This window comes from Ferdinandcohnia sp. GQ5 (assembly GCF_059759275.1).
Genome location: NZ_JCAXEW010000001.1, coordinates 42,335 through 58,876, shown reverse-complemented (window position 1 = coordinate 58,876; position 16,542 = coordinate 42,335). Strand labels below are relative to the sequence as shown.

The window sequence follows — 16,542 nt, the reverse complement described above, 5'->3', positions numbered from 1 at the left end:
ACTTAACAGAACAAATGTTTTGTTTCTTAATGCCTCATCCTTTATTTTATATCTTTATCAAAATTTCGCAAACCGTTTCTGGCGAAAAGGATAAAATCCTTGTATAAGAACAAGGATTTTATCTCATGGTTTGTTATTTTGTCAAAGCATGTTCTACCTTTATACAACGATCCATTACAACCGTAATCCCACGTTCCTTCAAATAGTAGTATGCTTCTTCACTAACACATCCAAGCTGCGACCAAAATACATCCGCATCAATATCATCAAATTCTTTCGCCACATCCATTAAATATTCTGATCTTCGAAAAACATTAACAATATCAATATGTCCTTCGATATCTTTTATTGATTTAACGGCTTTTACACCCAATGCTTCGTCAATAGTTGGATTTACAGGAATGATTTCATACCCCGCATCCTGCATTGCCTTACTCACCATATTGGAAGTTCTTTCAGGATTAGCAGATAAACCAACCACAGCTATCCTTTTACTTTTCTTTAAAATTTTACCGAGTTCAGCACGAGTCGGAATTTCCAATGACATGTTATTTGGTCCTCCCTTTAAATATATTCTAACAGATAATATCTCTCATAGTATTTCGGTCCCAAGCTTAGATATTCCTGCATTTATTTTGATTTTCAACGGATTTGAATATTTCTTCAGCATTTTACAATATTTTTTTGTCAAAATTAAAATAAAAAACGATTGTAAGTAAAAATATCTTGTATAATGAGAATACTTGTACAAGCATGGTATTATCGATAAAGAATGATACAATGTGTCAAGTAGCACTTATCTTTATTATTTTATTAAAGGAGTTAAGAGTATGGTACTAAATATTATTATTATACTCCTTGCCTATCTTCTTGGTTCGATTCCTTCTGGATTAATCGTTGGGAAGATTGGCTATGGTATAGACATTCGGGAGCATGGTAGCGGAAATTTAGGTGGGACAAATACGTTTAGAACACTTGGAAAAAAGGCAGGTTTAATTGTTACGAGTGCAGACATCTTAAAAGGGACATTAGCAACACTACTTCCTACCTTATTATTGGATGGGTCATTTCCAGATTATTTTCCTTTATTAGTTGGAATGGTAGCTGTTGTAGGACATATGTACCCAATTTTTGCAGGTTTTAAAGGTGGAAAAGCAGTTGCTACCTCTGGTGGGGTACTGTTGGGTTATAACCCGATCCTATTTATTACAACTTTACTATGCTTTTTTATTTTCTTGAAGTTAACGAAAATGGTTTCGCTATCTTCAATGTTAGTTTCAATTTATTGCGTATCATTCAGTATTGTTTATAGTATTTTTGTTAGAACGGATTACCCGTTAATTATTGTTGTCTCATTACTAGCCGTTTTCGTGTTCTATCGCCACCGAGCAAACATCACTCGAATTAAAAATAAAACAGAGCCAAAAATTAAATGGCTATAAACAGAGCTTATATCCTGATCAAAGGAAAGTGACGTGTGACCCTTCGAAAGTCACACGTCTTTCTTTTTAAATAAATCGATCAAAAAACTCTAGTATTTTTCGATTTACTTTGATTTCATTCTCCTTTTTCGAGAATCCATGCCCTTCATCTTCAAGAACCAAATATTCAACTTCCCTCCCTTTATCTTGCAATGCCCGTACAATTTTATCAGATTCCGCTTTTACAACACGTGGGTCGTTGGCCCCTTGTATAACTAACATCGGTTTTACCATGCCTTCTAAGTGGGTGATTGGTGAAAACTCTACTAACTTCTCATGATCTTTCACCGGATCGCCAACCCATTGGTTCATAACAGGCTTCCAGTGCTCTGGAACCGAATTAATAAACGAGAACAAATCACTAGGTCCAAAAATGTCAATGACAGCTTTAAAGTATTCTTGGTGTTTACCATGAAGCAAGAGTGCCATATATCCACCATAGCTACCACCTAAGAGAAGTATTTTTTCACGGTCTGCGTATCCGTTCTTAATTAACCATTCAAGTCCTTCGATATTATCTAGACGAGGACCATGTCCCCAGTCACCCTCCACCATTTTCGCAAATTTCAAGCCGTAACCAGTTGAACCACGGAAGTTCGGCGCAAAAATACTATATCCCCGATTCACCAGGGATTGGAACATCGCCCTAAATGACTTGCGTTCTGCAGCCTGTGGTCCACCATGTGGCCATAATATGACATGGCCATTTGATACATCTTCATTTGCCTTAAACAGTAATGCTTCAATCTCTAAACCATCAAAAGAAGGATAAGTGATTACATCAGGCTGAACAAGTTCTTCTTCTTTTACTCCAGGAACGCCAAAGTTCGTAACGGCTTTCCACACATTTTCAGTAGCCGCTCGCATATAGATGTTTAACGGTTTGGTAGCAGAACGCCCAAGGACATACAGGCTGTTATTTTCTGTTACAATTAGCTTTTCAATGACGGCTGAAGGCATATCATACTTTTCTACTTCTCCTGTTTCAATACGATATCCATAGAGAAAATCCTCAACACCCTTTTCACTCACAATGTAGATCGTTTGAGATTGTTTATTATATTTAATTGATTTCATTTCTTCTTTTTCGAATGATGCAACTTTAGAAAAAGTGTTTGTTGTTACATCAAATTTAGCAAGATATGAAAAGTCATCATTATAATCCGTTAATAGGTATATCGTATTATCAGATGTAAATAGGACATCTGATACTGTATGCTGTTGCTCTGTCTCTGGTGTTAAGCGTATTTCGTGGCCATCTCTATGTAAAAAGGCTAAGGAATATGTATTGGCAAAATGCTTTAAATAGATTTGACTACTTTCATCTGGGCTAAGTGCTAACAAGTAGGTGGCTGCATCTTTTCCTTCGTTGATAACCAACTCTTCTTCTGTTTCGAGGTTAAAGCAATATGAATTCAAACACATCCCGTTATCCTTAGTTGAAGTATAGAATAATTTCTTCCCATCCTTGGAAAGGATTGCCATCATATGTCGGTGCCCTTCCTGAATTCGAATAGGTTTTAATTCCCCACCTTGCGGCTGAATAGCATATAACTGTGTATTTTCATCGCCATCTTTATCAAATCCCGCAATTAAAAATTTTCCATTTTTATCATAAGTAAGCTCTTGACAGCTTTGGTCATTAAAAGTCAATGGATATGGAAATTGATTAGGCAGGTCGATTGCCCAAAGATTATACTTTCCACTTAAGTTTGTACTAAATACCATCTGTTTTTCGTCGGGACTAATCGTAAAATTCTGTATCCCAAAGGTTTTAAAAAATTGTTCTACATCTGGCTTTTGAAATTTCATCCTTTAACACCTACTTCTTTAGATTTCAATTCACATCAAACTATTTCGACAGTTTACTTAATTCTCCTGCCTTTTTATTTCGAAAGATGAAATACCCTTCAAATCATTGACAATATTCGATAAATTTCTAACATTTTTTCATAGTTTTGTATTATAGTAGAATTATCATATTCTGGTGAGGAGCAAATGTTATATGAGACGAAGCAGAAGGAAAAAAAGGGCATTAATTAGTACCAAATATCTCATTAGTACAATGATTTTATTACTTATTCCATTCGGAATTTATTTTACTCTACATAATGTTAAAGCCAATACAAAAACTGAGGCCTACATTGCTCAGAATCATGAATTCAAAAAGACTGAGCAACATTTCAAACCGTTTACAACATCAATTACACTAGCAGCGATCGGAGATATTTTAATCCATTCTACCGTATATAATGATGCAAAAACAGACAATGGATATGATTTCAAGCCAATGATTGCAAATGTAAAAGGCTTACTTGAAAACGCAGACATTACGATTGCCAATCAAGAAACAATAGTTGGTGGTACTGAAATTGGTTTATCTACTTATCCGAGTTTTAACAGCCCCTATGAGGTTGCTGATGCATTTAAGGATGCAGGGGTAGATATTGTTTCTATTGCGAATAACCATACCCTGGACCGCGGTGAAAAGGCGATTATTAGTGCTACAAATTATTTAAACAAAATCGGGATGGAATATACAGGAGGGTACCAGAGTCCTGAAGATAAAAGTAGAATTAGGGTATTAAATCAAAATGGAATTAAAATTGCATTTCTTTCCTACACTTATGGGACAAATGGGATTCCTGTCCCTAAGGGAAAAGATCATCTTGTTAACTTAATTGACATGGATCTAATAAAACAAGATATTAAAGCAGCAAAAGAGATTGCTGATGTCGTATCAGTAAGTATGCATTGGGGAAATGAATATCAATTACTACCGAATGATCATCAAAAACAATTGGCACAGCAGCTTGCCGATGAGGGTGTTGACCTCATTATAGGTCATCATCCTCACGTCTTACAGCCGATGGATTGGTTAACAGGTAAGGATGGAAATCAAACCTTCGTGATTTACTCATTAGGTAATTTTTTATCTGGACAGATGTGGGATTATAAAGATATTGGTGGGGTTTTAAAAGTTGAAATTATTAAAGAAGTAAAAGCAAAGGATGAATCCTTCATTCATATTCAAAACCCACAATTTACACCAACATTTGTATCAAACAGTCAAAATAAAAACTTTAAAGTAGTACCTCTCGAAAATGCAGGAGCGGTTGGATTAAGTAATGCTAAAAGTAAATACGATGAAATGACTCAGCATATGAACCAATGGCTTAACCAAAAACAGTAACTAAAAAAACAAGGCACCAAATGCCTTGTTTTTTCTATTCAACTTTCTTCTTTGATTCTTCATATGCCTTATGCCATTCAGGGTAATGTTTTCTGATCGAAATTGGGCGGAATGAATCTTTTTTCACACAAACATGTGACGATGTTGCATTTACGGAAACCTCTCCATCGGGGCGTACTATTTCATAGCCATAAATAACTCTCAGACCGTCATAATGATCGATCCACGTCTTCACTAAAGCTGTTTCACCATATCGCAAAGGTTTTTTGTAGGAAACCTGAAGATCAATTACAGGAGAAATAACGCCATCGCTCTCCATTGCTGCATAGCTAAATCCTAAATCCTTAATTAACTTGGTTCTACCTAATTCCATCCAAACTAGATAATTCGCGTGATAAACAACACCCATTTGGTCTGTTTCTGCATAACGAACTTCGACTTCTTTTTTTGAAATGAGCACTTCTAACCTCTCCCTATTGTGTTCTAAAAACGCTTTACATATATAGTAACATAAGTTGGAAATGCCCTAAAAATGATTTCATTCGAATGACAAAAATAGAGTACGCCATATAAGGTGGCATACTCTACAAGTTTTACTTATACCCATTTTCGCGAGCGGCAGCTTCGTCCTTTATTTCTTCGCGCATTGCAGCGATAGATTCTTCACGGCGTTCGTTCTTGGCCTGAATTCTTTGACGCTCTTCTCCATTTGAAAATTGCATTGCATCATGAGACTCCTCGATGTTCTCAATCGTGTTTTGAACCATGTCTTGTAGTCTTTCTACATTATCACTTCTATCATCTGGTTTAGATCTGTTGTGCGTCATTTCTTTTTCCTCCTATGTATTAGTAATACATCTCTATTTTGCTTCAGTTCTAATCATTTTATTTCTGGAAAAAAATAAAAGGACGTTATTGATTAACGTCCTTTTATCCATGTGTGCTAATGGTAGCATTATTCACCTTTAGTTTGCATAACTTGAGCATGCTTTCCTGATGTATACTGCATTTTTTTCCCTTTATTTCCACCAAATCCACGTGGTTGTGTACCTATTTGGTTATTTTTAAATTGGTTATGATAATTTTTCGGCATTTTATTTACCCCTCCTCCTTTACATTATCACCCGGAAAGGGCTTTCTCATGTAAAAAGAAGAGTGGATACTCTATCCAAATAAAAGATTTGATGGGAAATTTACTCAGCTTTTTCTAATCTTTTTTGCTCAATTCTCGCCTCAATACGCTCCATTGCTTCTTGGTCCTTTAATAATTGCTGTTTGTTTTCATTAACCAAATCTGCAAATGAAACCTTTCTTACTTTTCTCAATTTTCTCACCTTCCTCTATCTACCATTGTAATAGTATTAATCTCCAAAAAACGATTAAATTATTACAAATTTTCGAAAATTTATTTAAAAATAATTAAGATGTACTTTTTTTCCTAAAAAAGGCATAAAAAAAGAACCAAATCGAGTTGGTTCACATTTTTTACTTTAATTTTTTTACTTTAGCTTCTAACATTTCTAGGTCCATCTGTCCTTTGATATAATCATTAATCGTTCCATCGGAGTTAATAAAAAATGTTTCAGGTAATCCTAATACCTCATAATCACTACTTGCTTGATTTTTTGGATCTACTAAGAGTGGAAATGTATAACCTTTCCCCTCAACAAATTTATGTGCATTTTCTGCTTTTACTTCAGAAGCGGTCATGTTGACAGCAAGCACTTCAATGTCATCACTTTTTGTTTCATAAAACTCTTGAATCTCAGGCATTTCCTCACGACATGGTTTACACCATGATGCCCAAAAGTTCACAACAACTTTCTTTCCTTTTAAATCTGATAATCGAACTGTTTCATTTTCATCATTTAATAATTGAAGTTCAAAATCTGGGGCCATATTGCCAATTTCAATACCGGTTACCCCTCTTTTTTTATCTTCTACAAAATCAAAAACAGCATATCCTATTAGGACAATTAGAATAAGTGGAATAATAATTTTTTTAACCATTTGAATCCTCCGTAAATTTAAGCAAAATCAAAGGTTTTCCCTATTATCATTATATCAATTTACTTATGTAAAAGGACAATATTAAAAGGCAGTTTTGTGAAATCCACAAAACTGCCTTAGATATAAAGGTCATGTCTAGTTCCAGCTCCCAACGTCTAGCAGACTTCCCTCACCTGCCGTACGATAAGTCAACATCGATTCACTACGTTCATCGTGTTTCCTTTATCTCCGCTAGGCTCAGTCCAGTCTGTACGTCATTATACGGTCGCTTCCGCCTTTCATTTTAACCCTTCATTTTTTCACGAAGTACCATTTGCAGGATACCACCGTGACGGTAGTAATCAATTTCAACTTCACTATCGAAACGAACAAGTACTTCAAATTCTTTTTTGTTTCCTTCTTCGTCTGTAGCTGTTACTTTTACATAGTCACGAGGTCTTACATTTTCATCAATTTGAACTTCGATTGTTTCTTTTCCAGTTAGGCCAAGAGTTTCAGCATTCTCACCTTGTTTGAATTGAAGTGGTAATACACCCATTAATACAAGGTTACTACGGTGAATACGTTCGAAGCTTTCAGCAATAACTGTCTTAATGCCAAGAAGGTTAGTACCTTTCGCAGCCCAGTCACGAGAAGATCCCATACCATAGTCGTTACCAGCGATAACAACTAAGCCAGTACCATCTTGCTTGTATTTCATACATGCATCATAGATAGACATAACTTCTCCTGTTGGCCAGTGAGTAGTCCATCCACCTTCTGTACCAGGAGCGATTTGGTTACGAATACGGATATTCGCAAAAGTTCCTCTTGTCATAACACGGTCGTTACCACGACGTGAACCATAAGAGTTAAAGTCACGAGGTGAAACACCTTTTTCTTGTAGGTATTTACCAGCTGGTGTATCTTTACCGATTGAACCTGCTGGGGAGATGTGGTCAGTTGTTACGGAATCACCAAATTTACCAACTACACGTAAACCACTTAATGGCTTAACTTCACCAGCTTCTTTAGATAAACCTTCGAAGAATGGTGGGTTTTGAATGTATGTTGATTCGTCGTCCCATACATAAAGTGCTTCATCAGTACTTTCGATTGCGTTCCAACGCTCATTATTATCAAATACACGCTCGTATTCTTTTCTGAATAGCTCAGGAGTAACAGTCTTCTTAACTTCTGCTTTAACTTCTTCTGCAGAAGGCCAGATGTCATTAAAGAACACATCATTACCATCTTTGTCTTTACCGATTGGTTCTTTTTCAAGATCGATATCAACAGTTCCAGCTAGTGCATATGCCACAACAAGTGGTGGTGATGCAAGGTAGTTACCTTTAACTAACGGATGGATACGTCCTTCAAAGTTACGGTTACCAGAAAGAACAGAAGTGATCACTAGGTCATTTTCAGCAACAGCTTTTTCAATTTCAGGAGCTAATGGACCAGAGTTACCGATACATGTAGTACATCCATAACCAACAGTGCTAAAACCTAGCTTTTCAAGGTATGAAAGTAATCCTGAATCTTCTAAATAGCCAGTAACAACTTTAGAACCAGGTGCTAAAGATGTTTTTACATATTTAGGAACCTCTAGGCCTTTTTCAACTGCTTTCTTTGCAACAAGACCAGCACCTAACATAACGTATGGATTTGAAGTATTTGTACAACTTGTGATCGCTGCAATTGCAATGTCACCAGTCTTCATTTGTACTTCTTCGCCATCGTTGAATTTTACGGTAATTTCCTTATTGATTTCTTCAGGAGTTAAACCGTAGCCTTGGTTACCAGTTGCAGTTAGTGCAGTTTGGTAAGCTTCTTTCATTTTTGAAAGTGGAATTAAATCTTGTGGACGCTTAGGACCGGAAAGATTCGCTTCAATTTCAGAAAGATTAATTTCAACAACATCTGTGAAAATTGGATCTTCAGCATCTGCTGTATAGAATAAACCGTTTGCTTTACTGTATTCTTCTACAACTTTAACTTGCTCTTCGTCACGTCCTGTTAGACGTAGATATTCTAAGGCTTCATCATCTACAGGGAAGAATCCACATGTAGCACCATATTCCGGAGCCATATTAGAAATCGTTGCACGGTCTGCAAGCGGAAGTTGTGAAACTCCTGGACCGAAGAATTCTACAAACTTACCAACAACGCCCTTTTGACGTAATACTTGAGTTACTTTAAGCGCTAAATCAGTAGCTGTTGTACCATTTGGTAATGTACCTACTAATTTCACACCGATAACTTCAGGTACAGGGAAATATGAAGGTTGACCAAGCATTCCTGCTTCTGCTTCAATTCCTCCAACACCCCATCCAAGTACACCGATACCGTTAATCATTGTAGTGTGAGAGTCGGTACCAACTAGTGTATCAGGGAATGTTTCAAATTCACCGTTTTCACCTTCAACAGCGTGAACAACATTTGCTAAATATTCAAGGTTAACTTGGTGAACGATACCAGTTGCTGGTGGTACAGCACGGTAATTATCGAATGATTTTTGAGCCCAGCTTAAGAATTTATAACGCTCTGCATTACGTTCAAATTCTAGATCCATATTGAACTTTAATGAATCAAGTGTACCTGCTCTATCAACCTGTACAGAGTGGTCAATAACTAGATCAACTGGAATTTCTGGGTTGATTTTTTGTGGGTCTCCACCCATGTCAGCCATTGCTTTACGAAGTGAAGCCAAATCAACTACAGCTGGTACTCCAGTAAAATCTTGAAGAATTACACGAGAAGGCTTAAATGGAACATCAACCTCTTGTAATTCATCAGTTCCCCATTTTGCTAAATTTTCAACATGCTCTTTTGTAATTACTCTTCCATCAACTTGACGTAGTACTGATTCTAATAGAACCTTAATGGAATACGGCAATTTTGAAACGTTACCAATTTTCGCATCTTCTAATGCTTGTAAGCTATAATAGTTATACTTTTTGCCGTTTGCTTCAAAAGAAGAACGTGCATTAAATACATCATGCTTTGCCATATGTATGCCCCCTTCGTATCAATAATAACGCAATCATAAATATTTGTCGAAATTCAAGAGATTTTATACTCTCCCATTTAATTTCCCTGCATACATATATTAATATAACTATATACATAAGTAAATAACAAGATTGTTATTATGCTCTATAAGTTTTTCTTATTGACTTACAGGATAATTTAGTGAAAGAAGAATAAAATAAGGGCGGAGGTGAAAAGAATGTCGAAGCGTAAAGCGAATCATGTTCGACCAGGCATGAATGACGCAAGTGCCCAAGGTGTTGGTGCGGGATTTAATGAGGAATTTGCTAATGAGCCCTTAACTGCAGAACAACGACAAAATAATAAAAAGCGAAAGAAAAATCAATAATCATATAATTGGCGAGCCCGCTTAATGCGGGCTTATTTTATTCGTTAACTTCATTCATGATGGATTGTAAGTCCGATTGAAACTGTTGCAGTTGGGCCTTCTGATGCTCTGATGCCACTTCTAATGCATTTTCAATTTGTTGATAGGCTTCATTCACTTCATTTTTCAATCGCTTTAAATGAGCACCATAGTCAGGATCATTGCTTACAATATTTGCATACACATCTTTCGCTTCCTCTGTTCCTTGTTGTGCTGCTTGGAAAGCTTGCTGTTTATCCTTATGATACGGCATATTGTTCAACTCCCTTAAGGTAATTCGTGCAATAATAGCTTACCTTTTTTCCAGAAAATCATTCAGAACTTAAGCCGCATAAAAAAGTGGAAAATCATTATCCTAATACATATGAAGGGGGGATTTAACATGGGTGAAAAGAATACATTTAAGGATATTAGAGCAAACGGCGGCCAAAGCACAGGCAGCCAACCACAACCATTAAGTGGTTCGAAAAAAGTAAAAAACCGCAATCACACAAGACAAAAAAATAACCAAGGACATGATATGTAATAATCATGGATAATAAAAAGCCGCTAATCTTGCGGCTTTTTATCAATTTTCACAAAAGCTACTGCAATTTCTTCAATTTCATCTTGTTGTATGGTACGAAAATCAAGGAGTATTTCGTCATTTTTTATTCTTACAATAATTGGTGTGGATTGCTGACGTAGCATTGTTGCAATTTCAATAGCTGTCTTTTTAGGATGTTTTAAACAAACTACAAAAGTTGGCACTTCCACCCCGGGCATTGTTCCGCCCCCGATTGGTGAACCCTCTTTTCTTAGTTCAATATGATAATGATTTATTTTATCAGTTAAACAAGCTACAAATTGTTGACATCTATCTTTTATCTCTTCTTCAGTAGCCAATATATCCCGAATTGTAGGAATCGCTATCGAACTTCCTTTAAGATATGAAAATAACGTTGCTTCTAATGCTGCATATGTCAATTTATCAACCCGCAACACTCGAGCAAGTTGATGTTTTTTTAATTTATCTATCCATTCTTTCTTCCCTGCAATAATACCCGCTTGCGGTCCACCAAGAAGCTTATCACCACTAAAGGATACAAGGTCAACCCCCTTTGCCAAAACTTCCTTGATAACAGGTTCATCCCCAATTCCGTGCCCTTTTAAATCATATAGAACACCACTTCCTAGGTCTTCATAAATAACAAGGTTTTCTTTTTTCTGCTTTAATGTAACTAGTTCTGAAATATCAACAGTCTTTGTAAAACCAATTGTCCTGAAATTACTTGTATGTACCTTAAGGACCATCGATGTACTATCTGTAATGGCATTCTCGTAATCTTCAAGATGTGTTTTATTAGTTGTCCCCACCTCAACTAATCTTGCACCACTTTCCTCCATTATCGCTGATATCCGAAATGAACCGCCAATCTCAACTAATTGCCCCCGAGAAACAATAACTTCCTGGCTATTAGCCAAAGCCCGTAAAATTAAAAAAACAGCCGCAGCATTATTGTTTACAACCATCGCACTCTCAGCACCTGTTAATTCCATGAGAAGTGACTCCACAATAGAATGTCGTGAGCCACGAATCCCTTCTTTCGTGTTATATTCTAAATTAGAATACCCCTTTGCGATTTCTACAACATGTTGGATAGCTTCATCACTAAGTCTGGCCCTTCCTAAATTGGTATGTAAAACTGTCCCTGTCGCATTGATTGTTTTGGTTAGATAGTAATTCGTACTGTGTTCTAACTCCTCTTCGCTCTTTCGATATATGAAACGAACCATGTCTTCCTTTGAAGAAGCACTTTCATTCCATTCCCCATTTACAATCACATTCCGAATGTTACTTACGACATCCCTTAAGATATTAGTCAGATATTCCTTATCCACATTATATTTTTTTTGAAACTGTTCAAATTCTGTATTAGCTTGCAACTCATGAATTGCAGGGAGCAGTTGATACAAATTTTTCATACTCAATTTCCTCCACTAAAGCATGTTTAAGTCTAGTTTTACATGATTACCACGTACTTTACAAACAGATTGTACCCTTTTTTATTATTTCACTATCACGAACACTTACACTTGTGAATATCCTGAATATAGAATCCCATGGAGGTCAAGACATGAAAAATTTTGATAAGTCCAATCCCCTTTCCTTAAATGGTTTGGAGGACTGGATGAAACAGTTTCTCGAAGACCCATATCTTTTAGATGATTATCAATTTCGAATTGATTTATTTGAAACACAAAATGAGTATATCATCGAGGCTGAACTATCAGGTTATCAGCCCAATCAGATTCAGTTAAATGTCCAGGACGATGCATTCCACATTAAATTAACAGATTGCGAAAATCCTCCAAATGACAAAGTATTAACAGAAAGAGTTGTGACCCTTCCTTTCGAATTAGAAAAAAAGAAGATAGAAGCACTATTTCGAAATGAAATACTCGAAATTTATATCAAAAAGAACGAAAAACGGAAAAAAAAGAAAAGCAAAATTAAAATAAAGGTCCTGTGAAAGCTACAGGACCCTTTCTTGTTTTATTTACGTTCATAATTCGTGATTGACGTTCCAGGAAAATAAAATTGTATAATCTCCTCATAGTTTTTACCTTTATCACCCATTATACTTGCTCCCCATTGACTCATCCCTACACCATGCCCGTATCCTCTGCCACGCATCACATATTTCTTATCATCTGAATCAAGTGAGTCTATATAATAGCTCTTAAAAATAGTACCGCCAATCATTGGTCGTATTCGATTTAAATTCACATCTTGAAGGGCAACTTTTCCTAAAAGGATCGTACCATCAATTAATCGTTGTAAAAATTCCACTTCAATTGAACCCGTCATAGAACGTTTTGAGTTAAATTTCTTTGGATTCACCTCGAATTTAGGAATCGAAAGGATGACTATCTCTCCTGGGTAACCTTGACGATTTATTGATCTTTTCATGGCAGCTGCTATCTCTTTATCTTTTTCCTGTAACCCATCAAATCCATCAATAGAATCCCAATCTATGTCTTCTAGATATATTTGTGTTTTCGACAAAGTAAATTCCCACGGGTGGACTGGATCAAACGGATCTTCTTTAATTGGATAGAATGACCTACTTTTCCCTCCCCACACATTTTTATTATTCTCGGTCATACCACCATTACTTGCTGAATAAAAAGCATCAATTAATTTATTTTTATAAGTAATAACTTGACCCCTTGTAGCTTCAACAGCTTGAGTGGTACGTACATTCCAAGCATATCCCCCATACACCTGATAGAAAGTCGTATCATCCATGTCTTCTTTCATATGGGAAACGGCATATGTTCTTGCTGCTAAGGCTTGGGCCTTTAATGCTTCAATATTCCATGAGGAAAACACTTCTAGTGGAACAACCCCTTTTAAATAATCTTCCAAAGGGAGCTGATTAACAGGACGCACATTTTGATTATTTTCCAATTGAAATTCCATTGCACCTAAATATGGTCGTTCATTAATATAGACACGGTGATTCTCATCATAGTTTCGGGGGATCAATAAAAAGCTAGGGTCTACTTGTTGATTGACTTCTCCTCCTCTAAGATACAGATTCCCTTTATTGACATATAACCGGTAGTTCACTCCTTCTTGTAATGTTAGTGTCGGATCTATAGTGAAATAATCTCCTGTGATGCGCATCTGAATTTCATTCGTATCCCCGACAAAATTTTCAAGACGAACACGTACTAATTCTTCGGCACTCCCCTGATATAGATCGAATGCAAATAAAAACATACAAGTAAAAAATAGTATTTTTTTCATATCTGTATTTTTCCCAATCACAAAGAATAATATGAAGTCTTATCTGCCACGCAAATTTCATATAAAAAGAGGTTTTCTTTCTTTTAAAAAACTTATCAGTTAAGGTATAATGAAGCATTGAGGTGAACTATTCATGCAGTGGGAATTAACTGGTTGGTTTTTATGGTTTATATTGATATGGGTATTCTTATTTATTACACTTCTTGCAATTGGTGGCTTTTTTATGTTCCGAAAGTTTTTGAAAAAGCTTCCAAAGGAGGATGGAAAGTCTGATTTAGATTGGCAGGATTATTACATAGAAGAAACACGTCATTTGTGGCCAAATGAGCAGAAGGCGTTATTAGAGGATTTAGTTAAACCAGTTCCAGAGCTTTTTCGTGATGTTGCTAGACAAAAAATCGCTGGAAAAATTGGTGAGTTGGCTCTAACTGAAAAAGCAAAACAGATTTCACAAGATTTGGTGGTTAGAGGTTATATCATAGCCACACCGAAACGGGACCATAAATTCCTATTAAAAACATTAAAAGAAAAACAAATAGACGTCACTCCTTATAAAGAATTATTTTAGATTATAAAGAAAGAAACCTCGGTAAAGTCTACCGAGGTTTCCTCTTTATAATGTTGAGGCAAGCCTTTTATATTTTACATACATCGCAATTCGCCACGGAACAATCATGGCAAAAGCAAGAATCCAAAACATTCCACTCAATTCTCCGAAATCAATTGATGTACTTAATACCGATTTTAAAACAATCCGAATGACCAATAACCCTACTAAAATATATATAAACGCCTTTGAACGTTTCATATATATATCATTTTCCCTTATTTCAAATGATGAGGTTTTGATTAACAGGATTGAAAAAAGCATTCCTACCACAACGGCCTCTAAGACCTCAAGTGGTGTCACGCGAAACATTGGATGGACAAACATAAGTGCGCCTGTGCTCATGAAAACAGGAGGCAATATAATTTTTTTAACAGAAGCGGGTTTTTGGGCAGATTTTGCTCTTAGAAAGGTTACGAAAATCGCCATCATAATTGCGACAATGGAAGATGCAATAACCAAATAAATCAGTCCTTTTTATGAATCGTCTAGAAATTCCACTTATAGCAAATGAAACCCACTTAAGACGATTAATCTTAAATGGGTTTATATCTAATTTAACAATCTATTAACCGCCTCTACAACCCGACTAGCATCAAAAGGCTTTACAAGATAATCTTTAGCTCCAGCTGAGATTGCATCAACGACCATTTTTTGCTGACCCATGGCAGAACACATAATAATACATGCTTTTGGATCAATTTCCTTGATTCTTTTGACAGCTTCAATGCCATTCATTTCAGGCATTGTGATATCCATTGTGACTAGGTCCGGATTAGTCTCTTTATATTTTTCAACTGCCTCAATACCATTTACAGCCTCTGAAACAACCTCATGACCAGCTTTAACAAATATATCTGTGAGAGTAAGTCTCATAAATTTAGCATCATCAACAACTAGAATTCTAGCCACTATTCTGGTCCTCCTTAAACTACTTCATAAGTAGCTACTTCGACTAAAAACCAGTAAATCCTCCAAAAATAGCGGTTGCGTACGCAATTATTTTTGTCATCCAGTCAAAATAAAGAACAACACCCATAATAATCATTGCATATCCGCCGATTTTTACAATCTTTATGCTGTTTTTGCGAATCCATTGTAAACGTCCGATGAAAAATGAAAGGACAAGAAATGGAATAGAGAATCCTAATGAGTATAATACCATATACAACATTGCAGAATCCGGATTTGTACCTGCAAGTGCAATAACCGACATTAAAATAGGGCCCATACATGGTGTCCAACCAGCTGCAAATGCCATTCCGATAAAAATCGATCCAACATAACCCGCAGGTCGATTCTTAAACTCAATTTTGCGGTCTTTCATTAAGAATCCAGGCCGTATGATCCCAAGCACAACAAGACCAAAGAATATAATGAGAATTGCACCAATTTGACGAATTAAGTCCTTATAGTCACTGAAGATTTGTCCTACATAAGATGTCCCAAAACCAAGCATAACGAAAATAATCGAGAATCCAATTAAAAAGAAAATGGTATGTAAAATACTCCGTCTTTGCAACATTGCATTATCAGATTTCAATTCACTTACTGATGCACCCGTTATATAGGATAAAAATGCTGGATATAACGGTAAACAACATGGTGAAATAAAGGATAAAAATCCTGCACCAAAAGCAAGAAATGCATTAACATCTGCCATTTTAACAACTCCTAATTCGTTCATCAATATCATTCTAGCAAAAATACTCCAGTAATCATAATTTTTAATATGAACGTTTTGTGTCATAGCACTATTCTAATGTTGAATATATTTCCAAATAAGTTATTTACCATTGATTTACCATTATATGTTATACTATAAAAAACTCGTCCATGACGGAGCCTACTAACAAATGAGAGGGTTATTCCTGTGTCTAAAGAACAACTTCTACTTAAAATTGAACAAAAAAGAACTGAGCTGGTTGAAATTGTCTTGAAACACGGTTTTACAGCAACACCTACCATTAAAGTAAGTCAAGATTTAGACAATCTATTAAATCAATATAATACGGGTAAATCGGAAAAAAGCCTTTCAAACTAATGAAAGGCTTT

The 16,542-nt window shown here is 35.9% G+C and carries 21 protein-coding genes; 7 read left to right on the top strand and 14 right to left on the bottom strand.

Going from position 1 to position 16,542, the window contains the following annotated elements:
* Positions 1–133: 133 nt before the first annotated feature.
* Positions 134–547 (bottom strand): CoA-binding protein, encoded by a 414-nt coding sequence (locus tag AC6CHV_RS00295; RefSeq protein ID WP_121446683.1) that lies wholly within the window; start codon positions 545–547, stop codon positions 134–136.
* 283 nt (positions 548–830) lie between these two features.
* Between AC6CHV_RS00295 and plsY the strand changes: the two genes are divergently transcribed.
* Positions 831–1,442: a glycerol-3-phosphate 1-O-acyltransferase PlsY gene (gene plsY, locus AC6CHV_RS00290; protein WP_121446682.1), complete on the top strand. Its 612-nt coding sequence runs from the start codon at positions 831–833 to the stop codon at positions 1,440–1,442.
* Positions 1,443–1,508: 66 nt separating this feature from the next.
* Here the strand turns inward: plsY and AC6CHV_RS00285 are convergent, their stop codons facing one another.
* Positions 1,509–3,293 carry a prolyl oligopeptidase family serine peptidase gene (locus tag AC6CHV_RS00285; RefSeq protein ID WP_498077838.1) on the bottom strand — a complete coding sequence of 595 codons (1,785 nt, stop codon included), beginning with the start codon at positions 3,291–3,293 and terminating at the stop codon, positions 1,509–1,511.
* A gap of 193 nt (positions 3,294–3,486) precedes the next feature.
* Between AC6CHV_RS00285 and AC6CHV_RS00280 the strand changes: the two genes are divergently transcribed.
* Complete coding sequence (locus AC6CHV_RS00280; protein WP_440274225.1) at positions 3,487–4,674, top strand: CapA family protein; 1,188 nt, start codon at positions 3,487–3,489, stop codon at positions 4,672–4,674.
* 34 nt (positions 4,675–4,708) lie between these two features.
* On the opposite strand, the gene AC6CHV_RS00275 is transcribed toward AC6CHV_RS00280, so the two are convergent.
* From AC6CHV_RS00275 to acnA, 6 genes are all read right to left on the bottom strand, one after another.
* A complete protein-coding gene (locus AC6CHV_RS00275) occupies positions 4,709–5,134 on the bottom strand; it encodes an acyl-CoA thioesterase (protein ID WP_121446679.1) in 426 nt (141 codons plus the stop codon).
* Between the two features lie 133 nt (positions 5,135–5,267).
* Positions 5,268–5,501 (bottom strand): small acid-soluble spore protein Tlp, encoded by a 234-nt coding sequence (gene tlp, locus AC6CHV_RS00270; RefSeq protein ID WP_121446678.1) that lies wholly within the window; start codon positions 5,499–5,501, stop codon positions 5,268–5,270.
* 128 nt (positions 5,502–5,629) lie between these two features.
* A complete protein-coding gene (gene sspN, locus AC6CHV_RS00265; RefSeq protein ID WP_498077837.1) occupies positions 5,630–5,767 on the bottom strand; it encodes a small acid-soluble spore protein N in 138 nt (45 codons plus the stop codon).
* Between the two features lie 100 nt (positions 5,768–5,867).
* Positions 5,868–6,008, bottom strand: coding sequence for an FbpB family small basic protein (locus AC6CHV_RS00260; RefSeq protein WP_440274224.1), 141 nt, complete (start codon positions 6,006–6,008; stop codon positions 5,868–5,870).
* 151 nt (positions 6,009–6,159) lie between these two features.
* A complete protein-coding gene (locus AC6CHV_RS00255; RefSeq protein WP_121446677.1) occupies positions 6,160–6,684 on the bottom strand; it encodes a TlpA disulfide reductase family protein in 525 nt (174 codons plus the stop codon).
* Between the two features lie 283 nt (positions 6,685–6,967).
* The gene (acnA, locus tag AC6CHV_RS00250; protein WP_121446676.1) at positions 6,968–9,676 is read right to left on the bottom strand and encodes an aconitate hydratase AcnA; all 2,709 of its coding nucleotides are present in this window, start codon (positions 9,674–9,676) and stop codon (positions 6,968–6,970) included.
* Positions 9,677–9,895: 219 nt separating this feature from the next.
* Here acnA and sspO point away from each other — a divergent pair, with 219 nt between their 5' ends.
* On the top strand, positions 9,896–10,045 hold the full coding sequence (gene sspO / locus AC6CHV_RS00245) for a small acid-soluble spore protein SspO (protein WP_121446675.1): 150 nt from the start codon (positions 9,896–9,898) through the stop codon (positions 10,043–10,045).
* Positions 10,046–10,082: 37 nt separating this feature from the next.
* Here the strand turns inward: sspO and AC6CHV_RS00240 are convergent, their stop codons facing one another.
* A complete protein-coding gene (locus AC6CHV_RS00240) occupies positions 10,083–10,337 on the bottom strand; it encodes a hypothetical protein (protein WP_121446674.1) in 255 nt (84 codons plus the stop codon).
* A gap of 129 nt (positions 10,338–10,466) precedes the next feature.
* On the opposite strand from AC6CHV_RS00240, the gene AC6CHV_RS00235 reads away from it, so the two are divergent.
* Positions 10,467–10,610 (top strand): small acid-soluble spore protein P, encoded by a 144-nt coding sequence (locus tag AC6CHV_RS00235; RefSeq protein WP_099355277.1) that lies wholly within the window; start codon positions 10,467–10,469, stop codon positions 10,608–10,610.
* Positions 10,611–10,633: 23 nt separating this feature from the next.
* On the opposite strand, the gene selA is transcribed toward AC6CHV_RS00235, so the two are convergent.
* Positions 10,634–12,049 carry an L-seryl-tRNA(Sec) selenium transferase gene (gene selA, locus AC6CHV_RS00230; protein ID WP_498077836.1) on the bottom strand — a complete coding sequence of 472 codons (1,416 nt, stop codon included), beginning with the start codon at positions 12,047–12,049 and terminating at the stop codon, positions 10,634–10,636.
* A 152-nt stretch (positions 12,050–12,201) separates the two neighbouring features.
* Here selA and AC6CHV_RS00225 point away from each other — a divergent pair, with 152 nt between their 5' ends.
* Positions 12,202–12,597 (top strand): Hsp20 family protein, encoded by a 396-nt coding sequence (locus tag AC6CHV_RS00225; protein ID WP_498077835.1) that lies wholly within the window; start codon positions 12,202–12,204, stop codon positions 12,595–12,597.
* Positions 12,598–12,620: 23 nt separating this feature from the next.
* Here AC6CHV_RS00225 and AC6CHV_RS00220 read toward each other — a convergent pair whose 3' ends face one another.
* Positions 12,621–13,880, bottom strand: coding sequence for a SpoIID/LytB domain-containing protein (locus AC6CHV_RS00220; RefSeq protein WP_121446671.1), 1,260 nt, complete (start codon positions 13,878–13,880; stop codon positions 12,621–12,623).
* A gap of 133 nt (positions 13,881–14,013) precedes the next feature.
* Between AC6CHV_RS00220 and AC6CHV_RS00215 the strand changes: the two genes are divergently transcribed.
* Positions 14,014–14,448: a DUF2621 family protein gene (locus tag AC6CHV_RS00215; protein ID WP_121446670.1), complete on the top strand. Its 435-nt coding sequence runs from the start codon at positions 14,014–14,016 to the stop codon at positions 14,446–14,448.
* 45 nt (positions 14,449–14,493) lie between these two features.
* Here the strand turns inward: AC6CHV_RS00215 and AC6CHV_RS00210 are convergent, their stop codons facing one another.
* The 3 genes from AC6CHV_RS00210 to AC6CHV_RS00200 all read right to left on the bottom strand — a co-directional run bounded on the left by AC6CHV_RS00210 (position 14,494) and on the right by AC6CHV_RS00200 (position 16,150).
* Entirely contained in the window at positions 14,494–14,955 is a 462-nt protein-coding gene (locus AC6CHV_RS00210; protein ID WP_121446669.1) for a CcdC family protein, read from the bottom strand.
* Between the two features lie 84 nt (positions 14,956–15,039).
* On the bottom strand, positions 15,040–15,399 hold the full coding sequence (locus AC6CHV_RS00205) for a response regulator (RefSeq protein WP_121446668.1): 360 nt from the start codon (positions 15,397–15,399) through the stop codon (positions 15,040–15,042).
* Between the two features lie 43 nt (positions 15,400–15,442).
* Positions 15,443–16,150, bottom strand: coding sequence for a cytochrome c biogenesis CcdA family protein (locus AC6CHV_RS00200; RefSeq protein WP_341331821.1), 708 nt, complete (start codon positions 16,148–16,150; stop codon positions 15,443–15,445).
* Positions 16,151–16,360: 210 nt separating this feature from the next.
* On the opposite strand from AC6CHV_RS00200, the gene AC6CHV_RS00195 reads away from it, so the two are divergent.
* On the top strand, positions 16,361–16,531 hold the full coding sequence (locus AC6CHV_RS00195; RefSeq protein WP_121446666.1) for a Spo0E family sporulation regulatory protein-aspartic acid phosphatase: 171 nt from the start codon (positions 16,361–16,363) through the stop codon (positions 16,529–16,531).
* Positions 16,532–16,542 lie beyond the last annotated feature (11 nt).

What these genes read in the sequence shown, in the direction of transcription:
- AC6CHV_RS00295 (WP_121446683.1), bottom strand. Translation starts at nt 547, where the DNA reads ATGTCATTGGAAATTCCGACTCGTGCTGAACTCGGTAAAATTTTAAAG.
- plsY (WP_121446682.1), top strand. Translation starts at nt 831, where the DNA reads ATGGTACTAAATATTATTATTATACTCCTTGCCTATCTTCTTGGTTCG.
- AC6CHV_RS00285 (WP_498077838.1), bottom strand. Translation starts at nt 3,293, where the DNA reads ATGAAATTTCAAAAGCCAGATGTAGAACAATTTTTTAAAACCTTTGGG.
- AC6CHV_RS00280 (WP_440274225.1), top strand. Translation starts at nt 3,487, where the DNA reads ATGAGACGAAGCAGAAGGAAAAAAAGGGCATTAATTAGTACCAAATAT.
- tlp (WP_121446678.1), bottom strand. Translation starts at nt 5,501, where the DNA reads ATGACGCACAACAGATCTAAACCAGATGATAGAAGTGATAATGTAGAA.
- sspN (WP_498077837.1), bottom strand. Translation starts at nt 5,767, where the DNA reads ATGCCGAAAAATTATCATAACCAATTTAAAAATAACCAAATAGGTACA.
- AC6CHV_RS00255 (WP_121446677.1), bottom strand. Translation starts at nt 6,684, where the DNA reads ATGGTTAAAAAAATTATTATTCCACTTATTCTAATTGTCCTAATAGGA.
- acnA (WP_121446676.1), bottom strand. Translation starts at nt 9,676, where the DNA reads ATGGCAAAGCATGATGTATTTAATGCACGTTCTTCTTTTGAAGCAAAC.
- sspO (WP_121446675.1), top strand. Translation starts at nt 9,896, where the DNA reads ATGTCGAAGCGTAAAGCGAATCATGTTCGACCAGGCATGAATGACGCA.
- AC6CHV_RS00240 (WP_121446674.1), bottom strand. Translation starts at nt 10,337, where the DNA reads ATGCCGTATCATAAGGATAAACAGCAAGCTTTCCAAGCAGCACAACAA.
- AC6CHV_RS00235 (WP_099355277.1), top strand. Translation starts at nt 10,467, where the DNA reads ATGGGTGAAAAGAATACATTTAAGGATATTAGAGCAAACGGCGGCCAA.
- selA (WP_498077836.1), bottom strand. Translation starts at nt 12,049, where the DNA reads ATGAAAAATTTGTATCAACTGCTCCCTGCAATTCATGAGTTGCAAGCT.
- AC6CHV_RS00225 (WP_498077835.1), top strand. Translation starts at nt 12,202, where the DNA reads ATGAAAAATTTTGATAAGTCCAATCCCCTTTCCTTAAATGGTTTGGAG.
- AC6CHV_RS00220 (WP_121446671.1), bottom strand. Translation starts at nt 13,880, where the DNA reads ATGAAAAAAATACTATTTTTTACTTGTATGTTTTTATTTGCATTCGAT.
- AC6CHV_RS00215 (WP_121446670.1), top strand. Translation starts at nt 14,014, where the DNA reads ATGCAGTGGGAATTAACTGGTTGGTTTTTATGGTTTATATTGATATGG.
- AC6CHV_RS00200 (WP_341331821.1), bottom strand. Translation starts at nt 16,150, where the DNA reads ATGGCAGATGTTAATGCATTTCTTGCTTTTGGTGCAGGATTTTTATCC.